Origin of the sequence: Pseudobacter ginsenosidimutans, from assembly GCF_007970185.1 — a bacterium.
GTDB lineage: Bacteria > Bacteroidota > Bacteroidia > Chitinophagales > Chitinophagaceae > Pseudobacter > Pseudobacter ginsenosidimutans.
Window position 1 is genome coordinate 7259037 of the sequence record NZ_CP042431.1, and the last position, 23514, is coordinate 7282550.

21 protein-coding genes are annotated in these 23514 nt (G+C 47.6%); 7 read left to right on the forward strand and 14 right to left on the reverse strand.

The features are described from left to right. Window positions 1–23: 23 nt before the first annotated feature. The 3 genes from FSB84_RS28350 to FSB84_RS28360 form a co-directional block, all read right to left on the reverse strand. Window positions 24–821 carry a polyprenol monophosphomannose synthase gene (locus FSB84_RS28350; protein WP_130543833.1) on the reverse strand — a complete coding sequence of 266 codons (798 nt, stop codon included), beginning with the start codon at window positions 819–821 and terminating at the stop codon, window positions 24–26. Window positions 822–896: 75 nt separating this feature from the next. Beyond that, a complete protein-coding gene (locus FSB84_RS28355) occupies window positions 897–1664 on the reverse strand; it encodes a 3'-5' exonuclease (RefSeq protein WP_130543834.1) in 768 nt (255 codons plus the stop codon). Between the two features lie 15 nt (window positions 1665–1679). Further along, window positions 1680–3044: a UDP-N-acetylmuramate--L-alanine ligase gene (locus FSB84_RS28360; protein ID WP_130543835.1), complete on the reverse strand. Its 1365-nt coding sequence runs from the start codon at window positions 3042–3044 to the stop codon at window positions 1680–1682. 251 nt (window positions 3045–3295) lie between these two features. On the opposite strand from FSB84_RS28360, the gene FSB84_RS31545 reads away from it, so the two are divergent. Further along, the gene (locus tag FSB84_RS31545) at window positions 3296–3424 is read left to right on the forward strand and encodes a hypothetical protein (RefSeq protein ID WP_262713775.1); all 129 of its coding nucleotides are present in this window, start codon (window positions 3296–3298) and stop codon (window positions 3422–3424) included. Between the two features lie 205 nt (window positions 3425–3629). On the opposite strand, the gene FSB84_RS28365 is transcribed toward FSB84_RS31545, so the two are convergent. Continuing rightward, window positions 3630–3833: a hypothetical protein gene (locus FSB84_RS28365; protein WP_130543836.1), complete on the reverse strand. Its 204-nt coding sequence runs from the start codon at window positions 3831–3833 to the stop codon at window positions 3630–3632. Window positions 3834–4031: 198 nt separating this feature from the next. Here FSB84_RS28365 and FSB84_RS28370 point away from each other — a divergent pair, with 198 nt between their 5' ends. Together FSB84_RS28370 and FSB84_RS28375 are read left to right on the forward strand one after the other, a co-directional pair. Beyond that, window positions 4032–4604: an RNA polymerase sigma factor gene (locus FSB84_RS28370; RefSeq protein WP_130543837.1), complete on the forward strand. Its 573-nt coding sequence runs from the start codon at window positions 4032–4034 to the stop codon at window positions 4602–4604. Beyond that, window positions 4604–5701 (forward strand): S1C family serine protease, encoded by a 1098-nt coding sequence (locus tag FSB84_RS28375; protein ID WP_130543838.1) that lies wholly within the window; start codon window positions 4604–4606, stop codon window positions 5699–5701. The genes FSB84_RS28370 and FSB84_RS28375 overlap by 1 nt, the downstream gene beginning before the upstream one ends. 105 nt (window positions 5702–5806) lie before the next feature. Here the strand turns inward: FSB84_RS28375 and FSB84_RS28380 are convergent, their stop codons facing one another. Next, window positions 5807–6679, reverse strand: coding sequence for a nucleotidyltransferase family protein (locus tag FSB84_RS28380; protein ID WP_130543839.1), 873 nt, complete (start codon window positions 6677–6679; stop codon window positions 5807–5809). Between the two features lie 61 nt (window positions 6680–6740). Between FSB84_RS28380 and FSB84_RS28385 the strand changes: the two genes are divergently transcribed. Continuing rightward, the gene (locus FSB84_RS28385; RefSeq protein ID WP_158644165.1) at window positions 6741–7658 is read left to right on the forward strand and encodes a 1-aminocyclopropane-1-carboxylate deaminase/D-cysteine desulfhydrase; all 918 of its coding nucleotides are present in this window, start codon (window positions 6741–6743) and stop codon (window positions 7656–7658) included. Between the two features lie 81 nt (window positions 7659–7739). After that, a complete protein-coding gene (locus FSB84_RS28390) occupies window positions 7740–8696 on the forward strand; it encodes a superantigen-like protein SSL4 (protein ID WP_130543841.1) in 957 nt (318 codons plus the stop codon). 31 nt (window positions 8697–8727) lie between these two features. Here FSB84_RS28390 and lipB read toward each other — a convergent pair whose 3' ends face one another. The 4 genes from lipB to FSB84_RS28410 form a co-directional block, all read right to left on the reverse strand. After that, on the reverse strand, window positions 8728–9438 hold the full coding sequence (lipB, locus tag FSB84_RS28395; protein ID WP_130543842.1) for a lipoyl(octanoyl) transferase LipB: 711 nt from the start codon (window positions 9436–9438) through the stop codon (window positions 8728–8730). Window positions 9439–9504: 66 nt separating this feature from the next. Then, window positions 9505–10047 carry a hypothetical protein gene (locus FSB84_RS28400; RefSeq protein WP_130543843.1) on the reverse strand — a complete coding sequence of 181 codons (543 nt, stop codon included), beginning with the start codon at window positions 10045–10047 and terminating at the stop codon, window positions 9505–9507. Window positions 10048–10120: 73 nt separating this feature from the next. Beyond that, the gene (locus FSB84_RS28405) at window positions 10121–11830 is read right to left on the reverse strand and encodes a glycosyl hydrolase family 28-related protein (RefSeq protein ID WP_130543844.1); all 1710 of its coding nucleotides are present in this window, start codon (window positions 11828–11830) and stop codon (window positions 10121–10123) included. Between the two features lie 9 nt (window positions 11831–11839). Further along, window positions 11840–15661 (reverse strand): MBG domain-containing protein, encoded by a 3822-nt coding sequence (locus FSB84_RS28410; protein ID WP_130543845.1) that lies wholly within the window; start codon window positions 15659–15661, stop codon window positions 11840–11842. Window positions 15662–15849: 188 nt separating this feature from the next. Between FSB84_RS28410 and FSB84_RS28415 the strand changes: the two genes are divergently transcribed. Then, entirely contained in the window at window positions 15850–16920 is a 1071-nt protein-coding gene (locus FSB84_RS28415) for an RluA family pseudouridine synthase (protein WP_130543846.1), read from the forward strand. On the opposite strand, the gene FSB84_RS28420 is transcribed toward FSB84_RS28415, so the two are convergent. The 5 genes from FSB84_RS28420 to FSB84_RS28440 all read right to left on the reverse strand — a co-directional run bounded on the left by FSB84_RS28420 (window position 16917) and on the right by FSB84_RS28440 (window position 20537). Beyond that, a complete protein-coding gene (locus FSB84_RS28420; RefSeq protein ID WP_130543847.1) occupies window positions 16917–17876 on the reverse strand; it encodes a hypothetical protein in 960 nt (319 codons plus the stop codon). The genes FSB84_RS28415 and FSB84_RS28420 overlap by 4 nt on opposite strands. A 12-nt stretch (window positions 17877–17888) precedes the next feature. After that, complete coding sequence (gene def / locus FSB84_RS28425) at window positions 17889–18470, reverse strand: peptide deformylase (protein WP_130543848.1); 582 nt, start codon at window positions 18468–18470, stop codon at window positions 17889–17891. A gap of 214 nt (window positions 18471–18684) precedes the next feature. Continuing rightward, window positions 18685–19098, reverse strand: coding sequence for a Holliday junction resolvase RuvX (gene ruvX / locus FSB84_RS28430; protein ID WP_130543849.1), 414 nt, complete (start codon window positions 19096–19098; stop codon window positions 18685–18687). A gap of 1 nt (window position 19099) precedes the next feature. Beyond that, window positions 19100–19996, reverse strand: a complete 897-nt coding sequence (locus tag FSB84_RS28435) for a 4-hydroxybenzoate octaprenyltransferase (RefSeq protein ID WP_130543850.1) — start codon at window positions 19994–19996, stop codon at window positions 19100–19102. A 4-nt stretch (window positions 19997–20000) separates the two neighbouring features. Continuing rightward, window positions 20001–20537: an RNA methyltransferase gene (locus FSB84_RS28440; protein WP_130543851.1), complete on the reverse strand. Its 537-nt coding sequence runs from the start codon at window positions 20535–20537 to the stop codon at window positions 20001–20003. Between the two features lie 95 nt (window positions 20538–20632). On the opposite strand from FSB84_RS28440, the gene mutS reads away from it, so the two are divergent. Then, the gene (gene mutS / locus FSB84_RS28445; protein WP_130543852.1) at window positions 20633–23245 is read left to right on the forward strand and encodes a DNA mismatch repair protein MutS; all 2613 of its coding nucleotides are present in this window, start codon (window positions 20633–20635) and stop codon (window positions 23243–23245) included. Window positions 23246–23514: the final 269 nt, after the last annotated feature.

The window sequence follows — 23514 nt, forward strand, 5'->3', positions numbered from 1 at the left end:
ATGATTACCACGTCCTATGGTAATTACAGATTTACAACCTCGTCTTTTTTGAAGGATGAGCGAAAAGCAGGCGGAGGAAGATTGTTCTTCACTTTATTGCGGTAATCTTTGAATAAGCTGTACCAACGGAGTTTCAGCACACCCAGGATACCTTCTTTTACGATGCCTTTATGCATTTTCGAAGCGCCATACTTCCGGTCTTTGAAAATGATCGGCACTTCGCGGATATTGAATCCGAGTTTCCAGGTGGCGAATTTCATTTCTATCTGGAATGCATAACCGAGAAAATGGATCTGATCGAGATTGATGGTTTCGAGTACTTCTGCGCGGTAGCAAACGAAACCGGCAGTAGTATCCTTCACGGGCATCCAGGTGATGAGGCGGGTATAGAGCGAGCCGCCTTTAGATAAGAAGATACGGTCCCAGGGCCAGTTGACAGTGCCTCCGCCTTTCACGTAGCGGCTACCGATAGCCATATCGGCGCCTCCATGTTTACAGGCTTCGTAGAGCCGTTCCAGGTCCTGCGGATTATGGGAGAAATCAGCATCCATTTCAAAGATGAAACGGTATCCTCTCTGCAGGGCCCATTTGAAACCATGGATATAGGCAGTGCCCAACCCGAGTTTGCCGGTCCTTTGTTCGAGGAAAAGTTGTGATGGAAATTTTTGCTGATAATCTTTGACAATATTCGCGGTTCCATCGGGAGAACCATCGTCGATAACAAGAACATGATAGCCCTGATGCAGAGAAAAAATTGCTTCGATGATATTGGCAATATTCTCGCGTTCGTTATAAGTAGGTATGATAACTATCTTTTCCAATCAGGGCTCCCTTGAATAAGCGAATTTACGTTTTTTCAGCCTGTTGTGCTTCCACAATTTCTGCACACATTATATTTATCCCTTCTTTAACAGGGTCCTGTTGAATATCTCCGTGAGTTTCTGTTTGGTATGAAGCGGAAAATCCCCTTTCATCATCCAATCATAATATTGAGGTTCAGACTTCAGTACCTGCGCCACTGATCTTCCCTTGTGTTTACCGAAATTGAATATTTCCACGCCGTTCTCGAAGATCATGCGACGTGCGAAATCCACTACAGGCTCTTCTCCGATCACTTTGAGAACGCTGTCCACCGTAGTTCCCAACTGAGGGTATTTTTCAATTTGCGCCTGCAATACTTCCCAGGTGGCGCTGGCATCAGCTTCTGCACTGTGCGCATCCTCCAGGTTCTTGTTGCAGTAGAACTTATATGCAGCGCTGAGGGTACGTTGTTCCATCAAATGGTACACTTTCTGCACGTCCACCAGTTTCCTTCCCTTGAAATCGAAATCCAGTCCTACACGCAGGAATTCTTCTGCAAGCATCGGGATATCGAAGCGGTTGGAATTATAACCAGCCAGGTCGCAATGCTCAAGGAATTGTTTGATCTCGTTGGCGGCCTGCTTGAAAGTAGGCGCATCCTTCACCATTTCATTGGTGATGCCATGAATATCCGCAGATATAGCTGAGATGGGCATTTCGGGGTTCAGTAATTTGCGTTTCACCTGTCTTGTTCCGTCGGGAGAGATCCTAACAATGGCGATTTCTACAATCCGGTCAACTCCGAGGTTCACACCGGTAGTTTCCAGGTCAAGGATTGCTAATGGCTTAGATAACTGTAACATCAATGTTGAGATTGATTATATTTTTTCAACTACGTTCTTTGCAAATGTAAGCATATCTGCTCCATCATAATTGCCGGAGCTCATCAAAAGCAGATTGCTGTGCTGGTATTCCTGTTCTTCCATCCATTTCATCAGATCATTCCTGTTGTTCATCACTACCAATCCTTCTTTTCCAAATCCTTCGCGGATCCTTGCAGGGTCCAGCGGCGGCAGGCGTTTCAGTTCCAGTGCGTGATTGGAATAATATACAACGGCTTTGTCCGCCTTGTCCATGGCGCCATGGTATTGGTCCATGAATTTTTCATTGAGACTGCTGAAGGTATGCAGTTCCAGCACGGCGATCAATGTTCTGTGGGGATACTGTTGCTTAACGGCGTCGATGGTGGCTTTCACCTTCGAAGGCGCATGTGCAAAATCCCTGTATACCGCTGTCTGCTCATTCTTCGCCATCAGTTCCAGCCTCTTCGACGCTCCGGTGAAACTGGCAATTGCTTTGGTGAAAGCATCGGCATCCACTCCCAGTTCGTCGCAGGCATACCATGCGGCATGCATGTTCAGGAGATTATGATCTCCGAATACCTGCAGGATGGTGGAAACACCATCGATGGTAACGGTGGTGGCGCCATCATGGATGGTGTGGGGAGGAATACCGTATGGCTGATAACGGATATCCTTACGCGCATGTTTCTCCACCAGCTCTTTCAGCACAGGATCGGATTCATTGTAGATGAGTATACCGCCCTTCTCAATTTTATCAATATAAATGGTGAATTGTTCCAGGTATATTTCGAAGGTGGGGAACACATTGATATGGTCCCAGGCAATGCCGGTGATGATTGCGATCTGGGGAAAGAGAAAATGGAATTTGGGCCTTTTCTCGATCACACTGGCAGGATATTCATCGCCTTCGGCCACCAGGATCGGCGCATCGGTGATACGGACAGATTGTTCAAATCCTTCCAGCCTGGCGCCCACCAGATAATCGAAATCTTTCCCGGTTTTGTTCAGCACATGCATGATCATGGCCGTTGTGGTGGTTTTACCATGACTACCGCCCACCACTACACGCGTTTTTTCAATGCTTTCCTGGTAAATATATTCAGGGAAGGAATAGATGGTGAGGTCCAGTTCTTTTGCGCGAAGAAGCTCAGGGTTGTCGGGTTTGGCATGCATGCCGAGGATCACAGCGTCCAGACCAGGCTGGATCTTTTCGGGAAACCATCCCATGGCATCGGGGAGAATGCCTGCCAGACGCAGGTTGCCGAGGGCGGGCTCAAATATCTCATCATCACTACCGGTTACGCGGTATCCTTTCTTGTGCAGGGCCAGTGCAAGCTGGTGCATTACACTGCCGCCGATGGCTATAAAATGTACGTTCATACTCGAAATAAGCCCCGAAAATAGTCATTTTCAATTGTAAAACGATGCAGTTTTACCCGGATCAGTTTTTTTGCAGGAAGGGTATTGCATATGCCGGAAATATGTTGTTAATTTGATGCATCGAACCGTCCAATCCTCTAAAAATCTCCCTTTTACCTTTTACCGCAATCCGTTACCTCTGAATTACCTGCAGATCGAAAAACCATACTCGTATCTCAGGCAATTTTGTAATCATCTAAATACCACAAAAAATGAAAAGGACACTGGTAATCCTGGCCGTTGTATTATTGGCCGGAGTAATGATCACCTCTTGTACAGCTTCCAAAGGCGGATGTGCCTCCTCCAGGAATCTTGTAGGCTACGGTAACGGCATGCGCTAATCGAAAACATCTGTCCACAGATAAACGTATTGAGTCTTCCCCAGGGAAGACTTTTTTGCTCTCAGCCGGAGCCAAACAAAAAAGAGGTCGTTTCAGCTATTGAAACGACCTCTTCACTCAAAAATGGCGAGTCAAGGAAAAAAGCCCTCCTGTGAACAGGACGGCCTCTAACGATTGCTTGCCATATGAATAAAAAACATAATTCTTAGTGAGCAGGAGCAGCAGCTGGCTTAGTAGTGTCAGCAACAACAGTAGAATCTACTTTCTGAGCAGCAGAGTCAGTAGTTGCAGGTGCAGCTTCCGGAGCAGTCTGGATGGCGCTAGAGTCAGTCTTAGGTGCTTCAGTAGTTGCAGAGTCATTACAAGCAGCGAAAGCGGCTACAGCGAATACAAACAGGAGCTTTTTCATTGTTTCTTTTTGTTTTGTTATCGAATGATTTAAGGATTAATACCCGGATCAGGAAAAGGTAACCTCGACATTTAAAAAATTTCGTAATTTTTTTTCCTGGCCCGGAATTCGCGATCTTGCGAAGCTGGATTCTCCATGTTAAAATATGGAGGCCGTGGGTTACTTCTCTCTAATTTGGGTATTAATAAAAGGTTACGCGTGAAAACAGACCCCAGGGAAATAGCATTATTGGAAGGACTGGCAAAGAACGACAGACAGGCCATTGAAACCATTTATAAACAGCATTATAATATGGTTCAGTCGCTGATAATCAACAATAACGGCTCAGTAGACGACGCAAGGGATATTTTCCAGGAAGCCATGATCGTACTCTACGAAAAGGCTAAATCAGGCACTTTCGAGCTCAACTGTCTTTTGAAAACCTACCTGTACTCTGTGTGCAGACGCCTTTGGCTCAAAAAATTGCAACAGCAGCAGAAGATGGTGCCCGATATCAACGGTCTGGAAGAAATGATCCCGGTGGAAGAAGAAATCGACCAGCATGGTCAGCGCAGTGCGGCTTACCAGATGATGGAAAAAGCCATGATGAATCTCGGAGAACCCTGCCGCAGCCTGATTGACGCTTTCTACCTGCAGAAAAAGAGCATGACCGATATTGCCAGCTTTTTCGGCTATACCAATGCCGATAATGCCAAGAACCAGAAATACAAATGTTTGATGCGACTGAAAAAACTTTTTTTCAGCGCCTACAAAAACAATAATAACCTGTGATGGAAGATGTACAATTGATGGATGCCATTGAACGCTACCTCCGCAATGAAATGCCCCAGGAGGAAAGGGCGCACTTTGAGCAGCTGCGTAAATCAAATCCTGACATTGACCAGCTGGTGGTGGAGCATACCATGTTCCTTCAGCAAATGGACCAGTTCAGTGAGTGGAAAGATTTCAAAGCCACTCTCCAGGATGTTCATCATCAACTGGCGGATGCCGGTGAGATCAGGGAAGGCCAGCCTAAAGCCACCGTAGTTTCCCTTCTTCGCAAATACAAGAAAGTAATGGCTGTGGCCGCGTCCATCGCCGGTATCACCACTGTACTCATTGCAGGTGGTGTAAGCTGGTACACACGCCAGGCCAGCAATGCAGAACTGCAACAACTGCGCCGCGAATTCAAAATAGAAGTAGCCAATAAAAAGAACGAGGTGCTGGACGAAGTGAACGCCAAAATGTCCAAAGCCCCTCAAAATGCCGAATTGATCTCCGGTGGTACTGGTTTCCTCATCGATGGAAAAGGTTACCTGGTCACCAATGCCCACGTGATCAAAGGCGGCAGCACCTTTGTAGTGCAATCGAACAAAGGCCAGGAATTCCGCGCAAAAACAGCTTACGTAAATTATAATTCAGATATCGCCATCCTCAAGATCAGCGATGAAGACTGGAAAACGCATAGCGTTCTCCCCTACTCCTTCCGCAAAGGAAATTCCGACCTTGGTGAGCCCCTGTTCACACTGGGCTTCCCGCGTGAAGAGATCGTATACAACGAAGGATACATGAGCGCCAAAACAGGTTATAACGGCGATACCCTCACCTGCCAGATCGGAGTACCTGCCAACCCTGGTAACTCAGGCGGCCCTGTGTTCAACAAGAACGGTGAAGTGATCGGTATCATCAACACAAGACTCAGACAGGCTGAAGGCGTAGTATTTGCCCTCACCGCTAAAAATATTATTCGTACGCTGGAGACAATTAAAAAGGAAGACAGCACGTTTAAAAACCTGAAGCTTCCTCAGAATACACAGATCAAGGGAATGGACCGTGTGCAACAGATCAAGAAGATCGAAGACTGTGTATTCATGGTTAAAAGCTACTGATCAAACTTCTTGTTTGCATTTTGTAAAGTTTCCAATTTAGCTCTGATAGTAAAAAGCCCCGTTGCATTACTGCACGGGGCTTATTCGTTCTATGATCATTGATGATTATTTCCACAATGCGGGAGGATACTCACCTGCAGCCACAAGCGCTTCCAGTGCGGCTTTCACTTCAGGAGCATCTTCCTTGTACGTTACACCGAACCATTTGGAAGAAGTAGGGATCACCCTGATTACACCGGCCTTGTCTTTGATGAACTGATCAGCCACCAGCGGAATGAAGAACTCCGCTTTCGGATTGGTTCTGTTGGCAGCTTCGAATTCCCTGAACATATTTTCAGTGTATGTGAACACCGCAGGATCGAAACACCAGAAGTTCATGCTCACTTTGGAATCCAGCGCCAGTTCTTTAGGCTCCTGGTTATCGTCTGTGAGGATCTTACCGTCTTGCTGCTGGATGTTCAGTCTTTCTGCGATAGCGCTCAGGTTGCCTTCTGCATCCACCTGGCAAACGCCCCGGTTTACGGTACCATTGTCTGACAATGTTTTCAACAGTTCATATCCGATGATGGAATACACATCGGGCTTCACATCGGTAGTGAGGAATTTATATGATTTCTCGAAAGCATCGCGGCCATAAAAATCATCTGCATTGATCACAGCAAATGGTTCTTTGATGGTGTCTTTACCGCAGAGGATGGCTTGTGCGGTTCCCCAGGGCTTTGTTCTTCCTTCGGCCACTTCCTGGTATACATAATCGATCTCCACTTTTCCTTCGAGCCTGGGCTCGAAAATAGCGGCAAAATCCTGTTTGAATTCCTTCCTGATGATGAATACCACCTTCTTGTAACCGGCGCGGATAGCATCATAGATCGAGTAATCCATAATGGTTTCGCCTCCGGGTCCAAATGATTGTATCTGTTTCATACTGCCATAGCGCGAAGCCATTCCGGCCGCCAGTATTAAAAGAGTTGGTTGCATGTTTGTCTGTTTGTTTTATAAATTCACGCACGAAAATATAAAAATATGCGATATTAGAAATTTGTTCCGCCCATCAACATATCATCAATCGATTGATCTGCATAAAGCCATCATTCAACCACTGCCATTGGCGGCAGGCATTACTGCCAGCATACTCCGCCTGGATCTTATACACCCTGTGATCTCGGGAAACAAATGGTTCAAACTGAAGTATCACCTGCAAGCCGCTATGGAAGCGGGTTCCAAAGGCTTACTAACATTCGGTGGCGCCTGGAGCAATCATCTTGTTGCCACTGCTGCTGCAGCAGCGGAATTGTCTCTTCCAGCTGTGGGTATTGTGCGCGGAGAGCGGCCGGCACAACTCAGCGCTGCATTGCAGGATGCAACAGATGCAGGCATGTTATTGCATTTCGTCAGCAGATCAGCGTATGCCGATGAATCTGTTCTGCATACTGCGATGCAGGAACAGTTCCCGGGTTATTACCTGGTGCCACAGGGAGGCCAGAGCGAAGCCGGTGTGTGTGGGGCTGCAGATATAATGCAACTGGTCCCCGATGCCGCACAATACACGCATATCGCCTGTGCGGCAGGTACAGGAACCATGATGGCGGGCCTGGTTGAGGCGAGTAATCCACAACAACAAGTGTTAGGTTTCAGCAGTCTCAAACTCAGCAACACTGATGATAACAGCCTTGCCAGTTTCCTGGAAGCCCGGACTACCAAACACAATTACCAGTTCATCTGGCAATACCATTTCGGTGGCTATGCGCGGAAAACCACAGTACTCACGGGTTTCATGAACAACCTGTTTCAGCAAACCGCTATTCCCACGGATATCGTATATACCGGAAAACTCTTATATGGGTTGAATGATCTGGCTGCAGGAAATTTTTTTCCGGCCAATAGCAGGTTGCTGGTGATACATAGTGGTGGGTTACAGGGGAATCGGTCGCTCCCGGCGGGTTTACTGGACTATTAATGGCAGGGATTTTGACAATGAATCGATCGTTATATTTGCACCTTCAATAATACAGTACTAAAATCACACGTTATAGCAATCATGAGCAAGCTGTGGGTCGCGTTTTTGATGTTGGTTTCTTTCTCATCCTTTGCACAGGATACCTTGCCCCGGTTCACCGTAACCACCAGGGGGTACAATAAAGCTATCATCAGCTGGACGAATAATTACACCAGCGTTACACAGATCAACGTTCAGCGGTCATTCGACAGCTCCAAAGGTTTCCGCACCATCCTCAATGTTCCCGACCCCACCGTTCCGCAAAATGGTTTCGTAGATACCAAGGCACCCGCACAAAATATGTTCTACAGGCTTTTCATTGTGCTGGAAGATGGCAACTATATTTTCAGTCCGGCCCAGAGGCCTTACTGGGATACTCTTGGCGCCATCCGTCCGGATTCCAAAGAATTCTCGCTCACAGGAGAGAACAATAACAGGCGCATCGTTGCAGCAGACAATATGAGCCAGCGTGAAGTGGAACAACTCAAGGCTGAGCTCCGCGAAGCCACAAAGAAAGCTACGGCAAAACCCAATACATCCGTACCAACCCCCAATGCCACCGCAGCTCCCAAAGCGCCCGAACGCTATTTCATTGTAAAGAAAAAAGATTCCATCCTTTTCAATATTCCTGAAAAAGGGTTCAAGAAATTCAGAGACTCTATCGTCTACCGCACAAAAGATACAATGGCCTTCAAGAATCTGGACACCATCGTACTGCGCCCCTTCATTCCGCGCGAGATCTACAAACCTTCACGTTTTGTGTATACAGACAAAGACGGGAATGTTGTGATCGACCTTTACGATGCACTGAAGAAAGATTATGAGGTGAAATTCTTCGATGAGAAACAAACGCCCATCTTCGATATCCATAAAGTAAAGGACCCTATGCTGATCATAGACAAAGTGACTTTCCTCCGTTCGGGCTGGTACAGGTTTGAATTATATGAAGAAGGGAAGCTGAAAGAAACACATAAGGTGTTTATTCCAAAAGATTTTTAAGATCACTTAGCGTATAGCCAGCAACGTAAGTTTATTGTAACACCGCACCAAAAACTTTCTCGAAATTCCTTTTCACTTTTTCTTTTACCTCTTCCATCGGTAAGGGATAACCGAGCTCTTTTTCGAGTGAGGTCACAGTTTTGTTCTCAATGCCGCAAGGCACTATATAGTTGAAGTAATTCAGATCGGTATTTACGTTGAAAGCAAATCCGTGCATCGTTACCCAGCGGCTGCAGCGGATGCCCATAGCGCAGATCTTGCGTGCGCGGGTGATATCATCGGGGTCGAGCCATACGCCTGTTTCTCCGGGAGAGCGATCCCCTTTCAGGCCGTATTCAGCCATGGTAAGAATGATCACTTCCTCCAGGTTGCGAAGATATTTTCCGATATCTGTATAGAATTGTTCGAGATCGATGATAGGATAGCCAACGATCTGTTGCGGCCCATGGAAAGTGATATCGCCGCCCCGGTTGATCTTGAAGAATTCAATTCCCTTTGCATTGCGGTCTTCCTCACTGATCAGCACATGTTCCATCTTTCCACTCTTGCCAAGCGTGTAAACAGGAGGATGCTCCACCAGCAAAAAATGATGTGCAATGGGCTCCGGATCGGGTTCCACCTCTGATGAAACAGCGAAAGCCTTTGATTTCTTCTCTACTTTTTGTTTCAACAGTTGCTCCTGGTAATCCCAGGCAGCCTGGTAAGACATATTGCCGAGGTCTTCAAAAATGACGGGAATCATCCTGCAAAGATACTGCTTTGCAGGCTTTGGGGAACAGGAGACAACTGCCCTGCATATTTATGAGGATCAATTGATTGACGCGGCATTATATTTTTTCACCAGGGCAAGTACGGTTTTATACTTGAGCCCTTTGGTCTTTTCCAGTTCGCTGAGTACTTCCGGGTTATCGTCAATAAGCCCTTTCAGTTCTTCCTTTTTTTGTTCTTTATTGGCGCCAAGTCCTTCCGTAAATACCTGCACAACAGTTCTGCCCTTCACGGCATAGATCTGGCGCGTGGTCATATTCTGACCATGACTCATGAGGTAGGAAAATAACTGGATCCGTCCATTTTCGATCCGCTCACACCATTGGTCATTCGCCACTCCGCGAATACGCATCGATCTGAAAAAAGCTGAATCTTCACGAACGAATACAAACTTGTAATCGGTGGCTTTCAGGGTCACTTTGCCGCTGTCTGTTTCCAGGATATGACTTCTTAAAAGATTGGATCTATGCCTACCCCAAACTGTATCTCCCTGGTTAGAAACAGCATAATCAAGTTCCTCTTTCTGTGCAAAGAGAGCAGGGATCGATCCCAGTAAGCAGATCATCAATAACGGTACTTTCATGATTTGTGAATTCTATTACATGTAAGGTATGTCAGCCTGAGGAAATTTGCAAAGAGTTAACGCATCGGAGACCTTAATGAAGGATACTGAAGTTGCCCTCCTCAGGCACCGATACCGGCAGACCAGCCTTTATCAGTCTGAGAGATCCGCTGGCTCCTGGCACAACCAGCAGTCCATTTTTCTCTTTTTTTCCTTCTGTGCTGATATTGATCAGTTCTGCCTCTTTCAGTATTCCTTTTTTATCGTTTGTATTTTTTGAGATGATGCGGATGGCATTTGAAAGGCTTTCTTTGATGACGATGTTTTTGATCACCAAACCGGCAATGGTTCTTTTATCCGTACAAATCTCGATAGCACCCCGCCAATCCCACTCATGATCAAACCCTCCGCTGCTCTCAATTACACAGGAGTCCAGCATTGTTGTTCCGGAAAAATTATTGTTTATGCCCCTGCTTTGATTTTCTGTTGGAAATGTAGTACTGATCAAGATCCCCGCCCCCTGCGTTATATCCGTGAACAGGCAATGACGGATGCTATTGCTTTCTCCACCATATACTGCCGCACCATTGGCCAGAAAAGGCAATTGTGCCGTGCAATGTATAATGAGATTATTACCGGGTTTATATTGTTGTTTACCAAACGAAGCAGGCCAGATGGCAAAGCCATCATCGCCCGTGCCACGCGTTGTACAGTTTTCCATGATCGAATTCGCCATGCCTACACAAAAGTTGATCCCATCGGCAATAGTGTTGCGAAACCGGCAACCGGAAACTTTCAGTGCTGTTGAGTTTTCCACCCAAATCCCCACTTTCGTATGTTCGATCCAGATATTGCTGATGGATGAATTTTCGCCGAATGATCCTACGATACCATCATTGTCCTCTTTATCGCTTCTGTAATTCAGTGCGCCATCGATACTGAAATCCGACAGATGGATATTACTGCCTTTTCCTTTCAGCCGCACTCTCCTGCTGGCCTGTGCATAAAGGTTCTTGTCTCCCTTGAGGATCGTATGCCAGATACCCGCACCCTGCATTTTTATGTTGGAGGGAAAAATAAGATCACCGGAGATCTTGTATTCACCGGGTGGTATCCAGATTGTTTGTTTCGTTGTTGCCGCTTGTTCTATACATTTCCTGAATACAAGTGTATAGTCATCCTGTTGGAGATATTTTTTGAATACAGGATCGGTTACCCAAATTATATTTTCCGGAGCCTCCAATACCGGAGGGGCTTCTTCGAAATCGATGAGATCGATGATACAATACGCAGCTTTATCATCCTGTTCATTGCCGCGCCTGATCTGAACAATATCTCCTTTGCTGATATTAATATCTTTGATGCGGACCTCATCATAGAAATGCCTGGGCTTGCCGGTGTCAGGAACATTCGAAAATGGATAATGACCATACAGCCAGTTATTGTAAGATGAGATGCCGCAATTTTTTACAGTTTTTCCATTCACTAAAATATCCAGCGAAGAACTCAGGCCTTTTCCGATTGCATTATCGGGCAGACTATACCGGATCACTAATGTATTGGAAAAAACGGGTGCAATGGTTTCAATAAAATGTGCTTTCGTTTCAAGCCGTACTGCCATTCTTCCTGAGGATTCTGTTTCCACCAAATGCGGGTCTGTGCTTTGCTGAAGCAGGATACCATTAGTGTGCATATCCTCCGCTTCGATGGTGGTCCAGCTCATCACAGCACCAGGTCTCACCTGGGCTGATGGCTGGAAACAGAACAAGAAGGATATAACGCCAATAAGTAACCGCTTTCCCATTTTTACAATTTATCGCATCAGCAAAAAGCTGCCTTTTCTTTCGATCAGTCCACAAGGGGCCATGCATTTGATGTAGTACACAAAGCTGCCGGTAGCCTGCGGCACACCGTTGATTGTACCATCCCAGCATTTGCTCACATCGGTAGTGTGGAAGATCCTTGCACCATAACGGTTGTAAATACTGAGACTGAAATCCGTCACCTTCTGCCAGTGCCGTACACCGAAGCAATCGTTCTTACCATCATTGTTCGGGGTGAAAGCATTGGGCACATTGTATTCAGATGGAGTATAAGTTACAGTAATTCTGTCGGAGCCCTTACATCCATTTCCATCGGTGCCGGTCACCAGGTAAGTAGTGGTCCTGTCTGGCGTGGCAATGGGATTGGGACTATTGGCATTATCGAGGCCTCCGGCGGGCGTCCACTGGTAGCTCACACCACCACTTGCGCCCAACCTGGCGCTGTTGAATGCACAATCGATATCGTTCGACTTCGCTGCCCTGATCCCCGGCAGCGGGAACATCGTCAACTCCGCAGGCTGTGAATAGAAATCAGTACCCGGCACAGTGAACTTACAACGATAAAACCCTGAAGGTGTATTGGCCTTCGTTTGAAAACTGGCGGTACTGGCCTGTGAAAGATCCGACCAGCCGGTACTTCCATCCGCACTGTACTGCCATTGATAGGTCACAGGTGCAATGGAAGGTGTAACCGTTACAGCAGTATTGAAAGTGGCCCTTGCATCTGCGCAGATCATGCTACCGGATGGTTGTTCGTGGATGTTCAGCAAAATGGCTTCCACCGTGAGTTTACCCGGTACAAATGTAAAAGTGTAATTAGCTGAAGTTCCTCCGGCAATGGTTATCGGGTAATCGCCGGGCCAGCTGGTGGGCACTGCAAATGTACTGGCAACCGGAGCTGTTGTAAGCACAGATGGATCATCGGTGAAGGCAAAACCGGAGTAAGTCAAAGTAAGCGGAGGGTTGGCCACACCGTATTGCCGGGTCTTATCATCAGCGGTAACAGTAAGATCTTTGGGCGTGATGGTGAGGATATTGCTGTTGAATGTGATATTGTAATTCGGTCCTGCCGTGAGCGTATTCTGCAGTATCTGGTACATACCCGTGTTTTCACCGGGATCACGGTCAAGTGCACCTGTAAATACATCACCACCAAGCAGCGGTGTATTGACTGTATAGGTGAATGAAGGATCGCTATCGCCATAGATCTTTGTGAGTGATCCGGCATTAACTGTTATTTCCTTCGGTTGCACCGTAACTGTAAAACTGATATTGGTGGCGGGAAGATATACTGCATCCCCGGCCTGTGATACCGTGATGGTAGTGGAGCCTGCACCAATGATAGTGACCTGCCCGGTTGCATTCACATCCACTACGGCAGCATTACCGGAGGTATAAGTGGCCGCCAATCCTGATGAAGCACTGGCTGCTCCGTTGATCACCGGATCGCCATAGGTAACAGTAACTGTTCCTCCATTGGTCTGCGTTGCAAAATTCAATGTTTGCGCAAGCTGGTTCACCGTAAGCGTAGCGGCGTTGCTGGTTACCGATCCGCAGGCGGTTACCCGGCAACGGTATTGGTAACCATTCATGGCAACAGTGGCGCCCGTAATAGTAAGCGTGGCAGTATTCACCGTGCTGTACACACCGGTATTGGCGAGGTCAGCAAAGCCCCCGCCATCATCCACCTGCCATTGATACGTGAAAGGCCCGGAACCTGTATTGGTAACAGTGAAACTTGCGTTATCGAGATGTGAGATGGTGGCATCCGCAGGATCAGCGCTGATGGCAACCGGCGTTCCAACTGTAAGAACCGCGGGGTCGGAATTCACCGGATTACAACCGGTCCCTGCTGTTACAACGCATCGATAAACAAATCCATTGTTGGCAACCGGAACATTGGTGAGCGTCAGCGAATTGGTGGTAGCGCCGGCATACAAAGCGGAATTGGCGATATCAACAAAACCGCTGCCATCATCTGCCTGCCATTGATAAGTTAGTGCATTGGTTGCCGTTATACCAAAACTGGTATTGTCAGTGGCGCAAATATTAACAGGTTGCGGTTGAGTATTGACGGTAATTACAGGACAAGGAATGAACTCATCCGCGCCGGGATCAGGCGTGGCGGCATTCCTGGCCTCTCCGTCGATATCTGTACCGATACCTCCTATTGGTGTAGCCTTCCCATCGATGGCTGTATTCAGATCCCTGTTCAGGTGCAGATCATTCGCACCAACAAATACAGGTTGAATGTTCAATGAATTCGCATTGCCTCCCAGTGAAGTTTGCAATTGCGCCAGTGTATTGGTAATACTGGCATTGGTGCCGGTACTGCTCAGGTTGGTGCTGGTGCTGAAGTATACGTTGCGATCGATGGCGCTGAAAACGCCTGAACCGGCAGTTGACAGGTTGGAAATGGCCAGCCTGCTGTTGGCATTGCCCACCGTTTGCAGGTTGGCAAAAATATTATTGCGCAGGCCCAAAGCTCCCGCTGCTGTTACATTTTGGGTGACCAACAGACAGGATGCCCGGTGACCGCCGGCAAGAGTCTGATTCGTATTCAATACAACGGTATTGAAATTGATATTATACCCACCGCCACCATCGATCACTATCCCATTGCCGTTATCATTTGCATCATATCCATTGGAGCCATAACCGGCAATATCCCAAACAAAATTGTTTTGCACTCTTACGTCTGCCGCATTAGTACTGGTCTGTAACAGAATGCCCGCTGCGCCATATCCGGCAGTGTTCGTATTTTTCAGGTTACTGATCTTATTATTGTTGATGATAGCACTGGACATGGCGCTGTACAGGAAAATGCCTGTTGGCAAATATGTTCCGCTGCTGGAAAGATTGCTGATCGTATTGCCGGTTATATCGATATTGCTATTAGTCACCCCGGGAGAAATATTGATACCGATAGGAGCATAAGAACTGGTACCGCTATAGCTCAATCCTGTTATTGTATTGTTGGTGATGGTGGCATTGGTGGTAGCAGTGGCCAGCCAGATGGCCCTGTCGAATTCAGCGCTGGTGCTTTCGAAATTGCCGATATAATTGTTCCGGATCACAAATCCGTTCACGCCTTGCCCGTATACTCCTACCAGACGGATAGCATCAGCTCCGCCGGAATTCATATAATTCCCGTCTACCAACACATTACCATTGGCGGCAGCCACCACTGCATACACGTAAATCCCGATATAAGCTTTCCTGATACTGTTGTTCTGAAATGTGATATAATTGAAATAGCCCGGACTTCCTACTACAGCGGCATCTCCAACCAATATAGCTGTGCTGTTATTACTACCGTTGACAACTATCGTATTCTTAACAATTACATCGTGAATGGGCGTAGTGCCGGCTGATCCGATCTGCAGCACATTGGCAGAAACGGTACTCGTGTTGGTAATGGTCAGGTTCCTGGTAGTGCTGAAATTATTGGAACCATTGATGGTTACGTTATTAGACCCATTCAATTTAATCACTGGACCGCTGTTGATATTACCGGAGACCACTGCGTTCACACCAATGCCGGGACCAATAAACACATTGCTATAACTGGCGCCACCCGATCCGCTTGCATTCAGCGTGGCAGTAGCAGTTTCAGTGGTATTGCCTCCAATGGTGATTACAATAGCCCCCTGGTGCGTACCGGCATTCACTTCATCGAATGCCGCTTTCAGGGTAGCATAAGCAGCAGCGGTTGTTCCGCCGGTGGCAGAAACATCCACCTGGGCTTTCAGGGAGGGGATAAAAAACAAAATAGCTGTCAATACAAGTAGAGGGTGTAGCGTTCGGAACATTCAGTTTGGGTTTGTCAGGTATTGAGATACGTATTCCGTAAAAATAATCCTGATAACCAATAATCCAACAATTTATTGCTTTGATCCCCGGACAAAAATGCGGACAATTGGAAATTGTATGTAATTAACCAGATTTTGTATATGAGCAGCATGGGTGTACCTTTGCGGAAATTTGCCTATTTCCCGTTATGACTACTCAACTCAACGAAGACGCACTGAACGAAATGGAAGAAAGCCAGGATGGCTCAGAAGAGCTGTACGAGCGCATGAGCCTGGTGATTGACCGTGGACAGGAGCCCATGCGCCTCGACAAGTTCCTCGTGGCCCGTATCGAGAACGCCTCCCGCAACAAAGTGCAGCAGGCCATCGAAAGCGGTCGTGTACTCATCAACGGTAAACAGGTGCAGAGCAACCACAAGATCAAACCAGGTGAAGAAATTGTAGTGTATTCCGATAAGGAAGTACAGGGAGAAGACATAGTGCCGGAACAAATGCCGCTCAGGATCGAATATGAAGATGATGATATCCTTATTATCAACAAACCTGTAGGTCTGGTTGTACACCCCGCCAGCGGCAACCCCAATGGCACCCTCATCAACGGGGTGGCATACCATCTTCTGCAACAGAATAAAGACCTCAATACCGATGAACTGCCCCGCTTCGGACTGGTTCACCGGATCGATAAGAATACTTCAGGCCTCATGGTGCTGGCCAAAACAGGCAAGGCCGCCAGCAGTCTCGCCAAACAATTCTTCGACCACAGCATCCACCGCCAATACGTAGCGCTGGTCTGGGGCGATGTAGCGGAAGACAGCGGCACGGTGAATGCCCATATCGGACGTCACCAGCGTTTCCGCAAGATCTTTGATGCCTACCCTGACGGTGAATACGGCAAGGAAGCCATCACCCATTACAAAGTGCTCGAACGCATGGGCTACGTAACTATGGTGCAATGCGAACTGGAGACAGGCCGCACCCACCAGATCCGTGTGCACATGAAACATATCGGCCATCCCCTCTTCAGCGATGAATTATACGGCGGCGACCGCATCGTAAAAGGAACCGTATTCAGCAAATACAAACAGTTTGTAGATAACTGCTTCGCTATTTGCCCGCGTCATGCACTGCATGCAAAAACTATCGGCTTCGTACACCCGCGCACGCGCCAGCATATCCAGTTCGAAAGCGAGATCCCCTCCGATATGCAACAGCTTATCGACAAATGGAGGAATTATGTAAAAGTGAAAAATATTATCTAGCGCCTGTTGAAATCGAACAGGGTGGCGGTAAATACGCCCTGTTCGCGCTTCTTGAAGATCACATTCCAGGAGCCGTTGTAGCGAAGCACTTTGGGAACCACCAGGTCTTCGAATTTCGTCATCTCCACTTCCATATGTACATCGAAGGAATAAACGCCCGCACCATAGCTTAGATCATAATTGCGGGCCACGATATCCCAGGTTTCGATATTGAACCAGGTGGTCATTTCATTGATCACGATATTGTCTTTCTCTGATCTTGTAAGATCCTCGCGGGGCGTTACTTTGAAGATATAACACATTTCGCCTTTGAACTGGTCCATATCGATGGAAAAATCATATCGCTCTGCAGCGCCTTCTTCAAAAATAGCGATCTTATTCCCGATGAAGGGAATGCCGGGTATTTTCTTGCCGGGATTGAAGAACAGCATCTTCAATTGCTCCTTGTGCTTCTCGATGCCCGACTTGCCTTCCATGGTAAAACTGGTGCCTTTCACGATATTGCTCTCGCCACAGATAGTGTCTTTCGCAAAGAAAAGACCCGCATACATTTCAGCTGTGTAGTAATTGAAATTGTGTTTCTTATCGAACATATCACCAGTGGATTGCTCACTCTCGGTGATCATCCAGCGGCAGCCATTACGGGTTTCCTGTTTTGTTTTACTGTTCAGTGTGGCTTTTACGTTACCAGACTTGTCCTGCATACGGATATCATTAAGCGCAGAATAGCCCAGTACTTTCAGATTGCGGAAAGCCTTGTAGAAACTGGTGTCTTCTTTGATACGATCGATGAATGCAGGTACATTGAGATTGCTGCGCACTACCACTTCCTTGAGTGTGACGGCTTTTTTTCCGATCACCACGGGCAGGGTATCTCTTTTTCCAACAGCAGTATCCTTCTGTGCAAAGGCCACAGAACTGATACAGAGTAAGGATATTATCGCCGGTAACTTCATGCCTGAACGCCGTTACCTGGGGAATGTCATTTTATAATCAACTCGTACTTTCCCTTTGGAAATATCGTCGAGCTTGCCTTTCAACATACGCTTCTTCAGTGGCTTCAGATAATCGATGAAGAGCTTTCCTTCGATATGATCATATTCGTGCAGGATCACGCGGGCGGTGATACCATTGAAGGTCTTTGTTTGAGGAACGAAATTTTCGTCTGTATATTCCAGTGTTACTTCAGCTGCACGATACACATCTTCACGGATCTTGGGGATGCTGAGGCAGCCTTCGTTATAAGCCCATTCTTCTCCATCGAGGGATTTGATATGTGCGTTGATGAACACCTGCTTAATGCCGGGTGCATCGGGATGTTTCCTGTCGTCATCATCTGAATCCATGTTCTCGAAGATCTGTGCACTGTCAACAACAAACAAACGGATATCGCGGTTGATCTGCGGAGCGGCCAGCCCTACTCCATTGGATGCGTACATCGTTTCCCACATATCCTCTATCAGCTTCGCCAGGCCCGGGTAATCAGGGTTGATATCTTTTGCAACAGTCCTGAGAATGGGCGCGCCATAAGCAACAATTGGAAGAATCATTTTATTACTTGCTTGATTACTTGATTATTAGTGAATTCGGCAAATTTAATCCAAAAAACAGTAACAGCAAGGGGCTGAGGGCCGGAGTGGATCGCCTCCCGGCGAGTGATCCGTGTTTGTTGGCCGCTGGCGAACGCCGCGTCGCCGGAGGAACTAAATAAAAGTAACCCGCCAGGAGGCGAGTGACTGTACACAGCTTGTATAAATTTGAAAATCAGCTATTTTGTTGCATGTATTCCTGCAACATGATGGTAGCGGCGATCTCATCCACCAGGGCTTTGTTCTGCCTTTCCTTCTTTTTCATGCCCATCTGCAGCATGGCCTGTTTGGCCATTTTGCTGGTGTAGCGTTCATCAACGGTCTTGACGGGGATCTGCGGGAATTCTTTGTGCAGCCGCTCGATGGCTTTCCGCACCAGCGGAGTGGCATGTGTATCGGAATCATCCCAGTTGGTGGGCATTCCTATGAGGATCAGCTCCACAGGTTCCTTACTGAAATACTCCTTGAGATATTTGAATAACTGAGGTGTATCGATAGTGGTAAGTCCTGTTGCCACGATCTGCAGCGGATCAGTAACGGCAAGGCCTGTACGCTTTCCACCATAATCTATTGCGATGATCCTAGGCATATCAGTGACCGTGTAATGTTGGATTAACAATCAGATCAGCGATCACGAAAACCGCAAACACCACACTGGCAATGCCATTGGCCGTCATGAAAGCCAGGTTCACCCTTCGAAGGTCGTTTGGTTTTACAACGGAATGCTGATACAGCAGCATGCCTGCAAATACAACCACACCGATCCAGTAGAGCCAATGGAAATGTCCATACACTCCGGCGGCCACCACGCAGGCAGTGCTCACCAGGTGCAGCAGCTCCGAAACGCGGAGCGCTTTGGCCCCACCGAGCGCAGCAGGAATGGAATGTAATTTATTGGCCTTGTCGAATGCTTCATCCTGCAAAGCATAGATGATATCGAAACCACTTACCCAGCAAACCACTGCCACAGAGAAGAAGATGGGCAGCAGGGCGAACTCACCTGTTACTGCCAGGTAAGCTCCGATGGGCGCCAGGCTGAGGCCGAGCCCGAGGATCAAATGACAAAGCGGAGTGAATCGTTTGGTATAACTATAGCCCAGCACCACCAGAAGTGCAATGGGAGAAAGATTGAAACAGATCTGATTGATGAATTTGGTGCAAATAATGAACAGGACGCTGCATACAATGGTGAACCAAAGCACACTGTCTGCTTTCAGTATTCCCGCCGGTATCTCACGGATAGCTGTTCTGGGATTGAGCTTATCGAATTTTGCATCCAGCCAGCGGTTGAAGGCCATGGCCGCGCTGCGGGCAAACACCATGCAGAGTACAACCAGGATGAACAGTTTCCACACGGGAGCAGGCTCAGCCATATGATAATATTTTCGGGAATCAAATCCCAGCACCAGGCCGATCATAGCAAAGGGCATCGCAAATATCGTATGCGAGAATTTTACGAGCGAGAGATACTTATTTACGGTTGTCATCTTTCTAAAATAGTTTTTCGCGGTCACGCACCAGTTCCCAGAGTACAATTCCTGCGGCCACCGAAATATTGAGTGAATGTTTCATGCCCAGCTGCGGGATCTCGATACTGCCATCGCAGGCCTTCACCACACTGGCATCCACTCCTGTTACCTCATTTCCGAATACAACAGCCAGCGGCGCCTGATGATTGCATTTGAAGCGATGCAGCGGCACACTGTTCTCCACCTGCTCGATAGCCCAGATACCGTAACCTTCCTGCTTCAGTTGCTCCACAGCTTCCAGGGTTGATGGGAAATATTTCCAGGCAACGGTTTCAGTAGCTCCCAGCGCCGTTTTATGGATATCGCGGTGCGGGGGCTGCGGCGTATAACCACAAAGATACACGGCCTGCAACAGAAAAGCATCGCAGGTACGGAACACACTGCCCACATTGTGCATACTGCGGATATTATCAAGCACCACCACTACAGGTACTTTATCACTCTGTTTGAATTCATCCACAGAGAGGCGGTTGAGCTCATCCATTTCCAGTTTACGCATACGCAAAGATATTGGTTACCAGAAACAATCCACGTTTTCTCCACACCCCTGCCGCGGATTTTTTGGAGGGCGTCAAAGCCCTTATTTTTGCCGCTATGGCTAAAGCAGGTACCGTTTCCCCGATGATGCAACAGCATAAGGCAATCAAACAAAAATATCCTGATGCTGTATTGCTGTTCCGTGTAGGCGATTTCTACGAAACATTTGGCGGCGATGCCATCGTGGCCGCACAGGTGCTCGGCATCACGCTCACCAAAAGGAATAATGGCGATGCCGGTTCTTCAGAACTGGCGGGCTTCCCGCATCATTCACTGGATACCTACCTGCATAAACTCGTGAAGGCCGGACATCGCGTTGCCATCTGCGATCAGCTCGAAGATCCCAAACTGGCCAAAGGCATCGTGAAACGCGGCGTAACGGAACTGGTTACCCCCGGTATCGCCACCAACGACAAAATGCTGGAGCATAACAGCAATAATTTCCTGGCCGGCATCCACTATTCCGAAGACCAGAGTGGCATCGCCTTCCTCGATATCTCCACCGGAGAATTCTTTGTGGCCGAAGGCAACCAGGAATATATCGACAAACTACTGCAAACCCTCAGGCCCGCGGAAGTGATCTTTCAGCGCAGCTACCAGAAAATGTTCAAGGAGCAGTTCGGCAACCGCTTCTATACCTATACCATGGAGAGCTGGATCTTCGATGAAGCCTATGCCACTGAAAGCCTGCTCAAACATTTCCAGACGCATTCACTGAAAGGATTCGGCGTGGATGGGATGCGCGAAGGTCTGATCGCTGCCGGCGCTGTATTGCATTATCTCAAAGACACGGAACATCCGAATCTTCAGCATATCACAGGCGTGCAGCGGATAGACAGGGAGGATTATCTCTGGATGGACCGCTTTACCATCCGCAACCTGGAACTCACCGGCGGTCCTGAACTGGGCAACAGCCTGCACAAGGTGCTGGACAATACCGTCAGCCCCATGGGCGCGCGCCTGCTGAAAAGATGGATACTCCTGCCACTGAAAGATATCAACCGCATCAATGAACGACTCAACCTGGTGGAATACTTTATCCGCGAAGTGGAGCTGCGCAATAAGATCACACACCATATCAAACAAACAGGTGATGTGGAAAGACTGGTAAGTAAGATCCCCACCAAAAAGATCGGTCCCCGCGAAGTATTGCAACTGGCCAGAGGCCTGCAACATATCGAAGAGCTGAAAGCGCTTACTGCAAACAGTGAGAATGCCTACCTCGTGAAGCTCAGTAATACACTTGATGCCTGTGCAGACATCCGCGAACGCATCCACCGCACCATCTGCGATACCCCTCCCGCTGTAGCCGCCAAGGGCGGCGTGATCAGCGAAGGCATTCATCCAGAACTGGACCAGCTGCGCCAGATCGCCAATGGCGGAAAGGATTACCTCAATGCGCTGCAACAGAAAGAAGCGGATAAAACCGGCATCAGCTCACTCAAGATCGGTTTCAATAATGTATTCGGTTATTTCCTGGAGGTAACGCATACGCATAAAGACAAAGTGCCTGCCGACTGGATCCGCAAACAAACGCTGACCAGTGCAGAAAGATATATCACGCCCGAACTGAAAGAATATGAAGAAAAGATAGTAGGCGCTGAAGAAAAGATACTCGGCATCGAAGCAGCCCTGTACGATGAGCTGCTTACAGCCCTGCAACCTTTCCTCGCAGCGATGCAACTGAATGGCAGTGTACTGGCTGTAATGGATTGCCTTATCTGTTTTGCCGGCAATGCCCTTCAGTATAATTATAAGAAGCCGCAAATGCATGAGGGCTATTCACTCAGTATGAAGGAAAGCCGTCACCCCGTTATTGAAAGGAACCTGCCGATTGGCGAACCTTATATCGCCAACGATATCGATCTGGACCCTGAAACCAAACAGATCATCATCCTTACCGGCCCCAACATGAGTGGTAAGAGCGCCATCCTGCGGCAAACCGCACTCATCACCCTGATGGCGCATATGGGAAGTTTTGTTCCTGCCGACAGTGCACAGATCCCGCTGACCGATAAGATCTTCACACGGGTAGGCGCATCCGACAATCTCAGCGGAGGCGAATCAACCTTCATGGTGGAGATGAATGAAACTGCCAGCATCATCAATAATATCACACCCAGAAGTTTAATATTGCTGGATGAGATCGGAAGAGGCACGTCCACCTACGATGGTATCTCCATCGCCTGGAGTATTGCCGAGTATCTGCATCAGTCCGATTTCAGGCCACGCACTTTATTTGCCACACACTATCATGAGTTGAATGAGCTGGAAAATAAAATGCCACGAATAAAGAATTATCATATCACCAATAAAGAAGTAGGCAATAAAGTGATCTTCCTGCGCAAACTGGCGCCAGGCGGCACTACGCACAGCTTCGGTATCCATGTTGCGAAAATGGCTGGCATGCCCCCTTCCCTCATCAATCGCGCCAATGAAATATTGCACCAGCTGGAAGAAAAACATGTTGACGGAAATGGTCCCACAGTAACGGCCACGAATGACCGTGTAAAAAATATCGCCACGGAAAAATTTCAACTCTCCATTTTCGATGCACACAGCGAAACGTTTGATGATATACGTCAAATGCTCAATGGTATCGACATCAATAGATTAACTCCGGTTGAAGCATTACTTAAATTGCAGGAGATAAAATCAAAAGTGAATTGATCTTAATATTCTTGCGATATCTCAAGAAATGAAAATGTTGCTCACGCAGAAATACTAAACTTAAAATTTCCTGCGTTACATTCGTGTTTCCAACCGTACACAAATATCCAGGGCTTGGATAACTGCCATTATCTGCAAAAAGCTCCCCTGTAAAAACATTTGCCACTTACCCGGCAACTATGTAACCACAATAACCTTTCAGCGTTCCCAGGAAATACAGTTCCACCATGGGTTGTAACTGTACAGGTACTGTCATGCCTTTCCCGTAA

Excerpts from the sequence above, each read along its gene's own strand:
- FSB84_RS28410 (WP_130543845.1), bottom strand. The coding sequence starts at position 15,661 with ATGTTCCGAACGCTACACCCTCTACTTGTATTGACAGCTATTTTGTTT.
- def (WP_130543848.1), bottom strand. The coding sequence starts at position 18,470 with ATGATTCTTCCAATTGTTGCTTATGGCGCGCCCATTCTCAGGACTGTT.
- FSB84_RS28365 (WP_130543836.1), bottom strand. The coding sequence starts at position 3,833 with ATGAAAAAGCTCCTGTTTGTATTCGCTGTAGCCGCTTTCGCTGCTTGT.
- FSB84_RS28420 (WP_130543847.1), bottom strand. The coding sequence starts at position 17,876 with ATGAAGTTACCGGCGATAATATCCTTACTCTGTATCAGTTCTGTGGCC.
- FSB84_RS31545 (WP_262713775.1), top strand. The coding sequence starts at position 3,296 with ATGAAAAGGACACTGGTAATCCTGGCCGTTGTATTATTGGCCGGAGTA.
- FSB84_RS28380 (WP_130543839.1), bottom strand. The coding sequence starts at position 6,679 with ATGCAACCAACTCTTTTAATACTGGCGGCCGGAATGGCTTCGCGCTAT.
- lipB (WP_130543842.1), bottom strand. The coding sequence starts at position 9,438 with ATGATTCCCGTCATTTTTGAAGACCTCGGCAATATGTCTTACCAGGCT.
- FSB84_RS28355 (WP_130543834.1), bottom strand. The coding sequence starts at position 1,664 with ATGTTACAGTTATCTAAGCCATTAGCAATCCTTGACCTGGAAACTACC.
- FSB84_RS28390 (WP_130543841.1), top strand. The coding sequence starts at position 7,740 with ATGAGCAAGCTGTGGGTCGCGTTTTTGATGTTGGTTTCTTTCTCATCC.
- FSB84_RS28435 (WP_130543850.1), bottom strand. The coding sequence starts at position 19,996 with ATGACAACCGTAAATAAGTATCTCTCGCTCGTAAAATTCTCGCATACG.
- FSB84_RS28375 (WP_130543838.1), top strand. The coding sequence starts at position 4,604 with ATGGAAGATGTACAATTGATGGATGCCATTGAACGCTACCTCCGCAAT.
- FSB84_RS28405 (WP_130543844.1), bottom strand. The coding sequence starts at position 11,830 with ATGGGAAAGCGGTTACTTATTGGCGTTATATCCTTCTTGTTCTGTTTC.
- mutS (WP_130543852.1), top strand. The coding sequence starts at position 20,633 with ATGGCTAAAGCAGGTACCGTTTCCCCGATGATGCAACAGCATAAGGCA.
- FSB84_RS28440 (WP_130543851.1), bottom strand. The coding sequence starts at position 20,537 with ATGCGTAAACTGGAAATGGATGAGCTCAACCGCCTCTCTGTGGATGAA.
- ruvX (WP_130543849.1), bottom strand. The coding sequence starts at position 19,098 with ATGCCTAGGATCATCGCAATAGATTATGGTGGAAAGCGTACAGGCCTT.
- FSB84_RS28360 (WP_130543835.1), bottom strand. The coding sequence starts at position 3,044 with ATGAACGTACATTTTATAGCCATCGGCGGCAGTGTAATGCACCAGCTT.
- FSB84_RS28400 (WP_130543843.1), bottom strand. The coding sequence starts at position 10,047 with ATGAAAGTACCGTTATTGATGATCTGCTTACTGGGATCGATCCCTGCT.
- FSB84_RS28415 (WP_130543846.1), top strand. The coding sequence starts at position 15,850 with ATGACTACTCAACTCAACGAAGACGCACTGAACGAAATGGAAGAAAGC.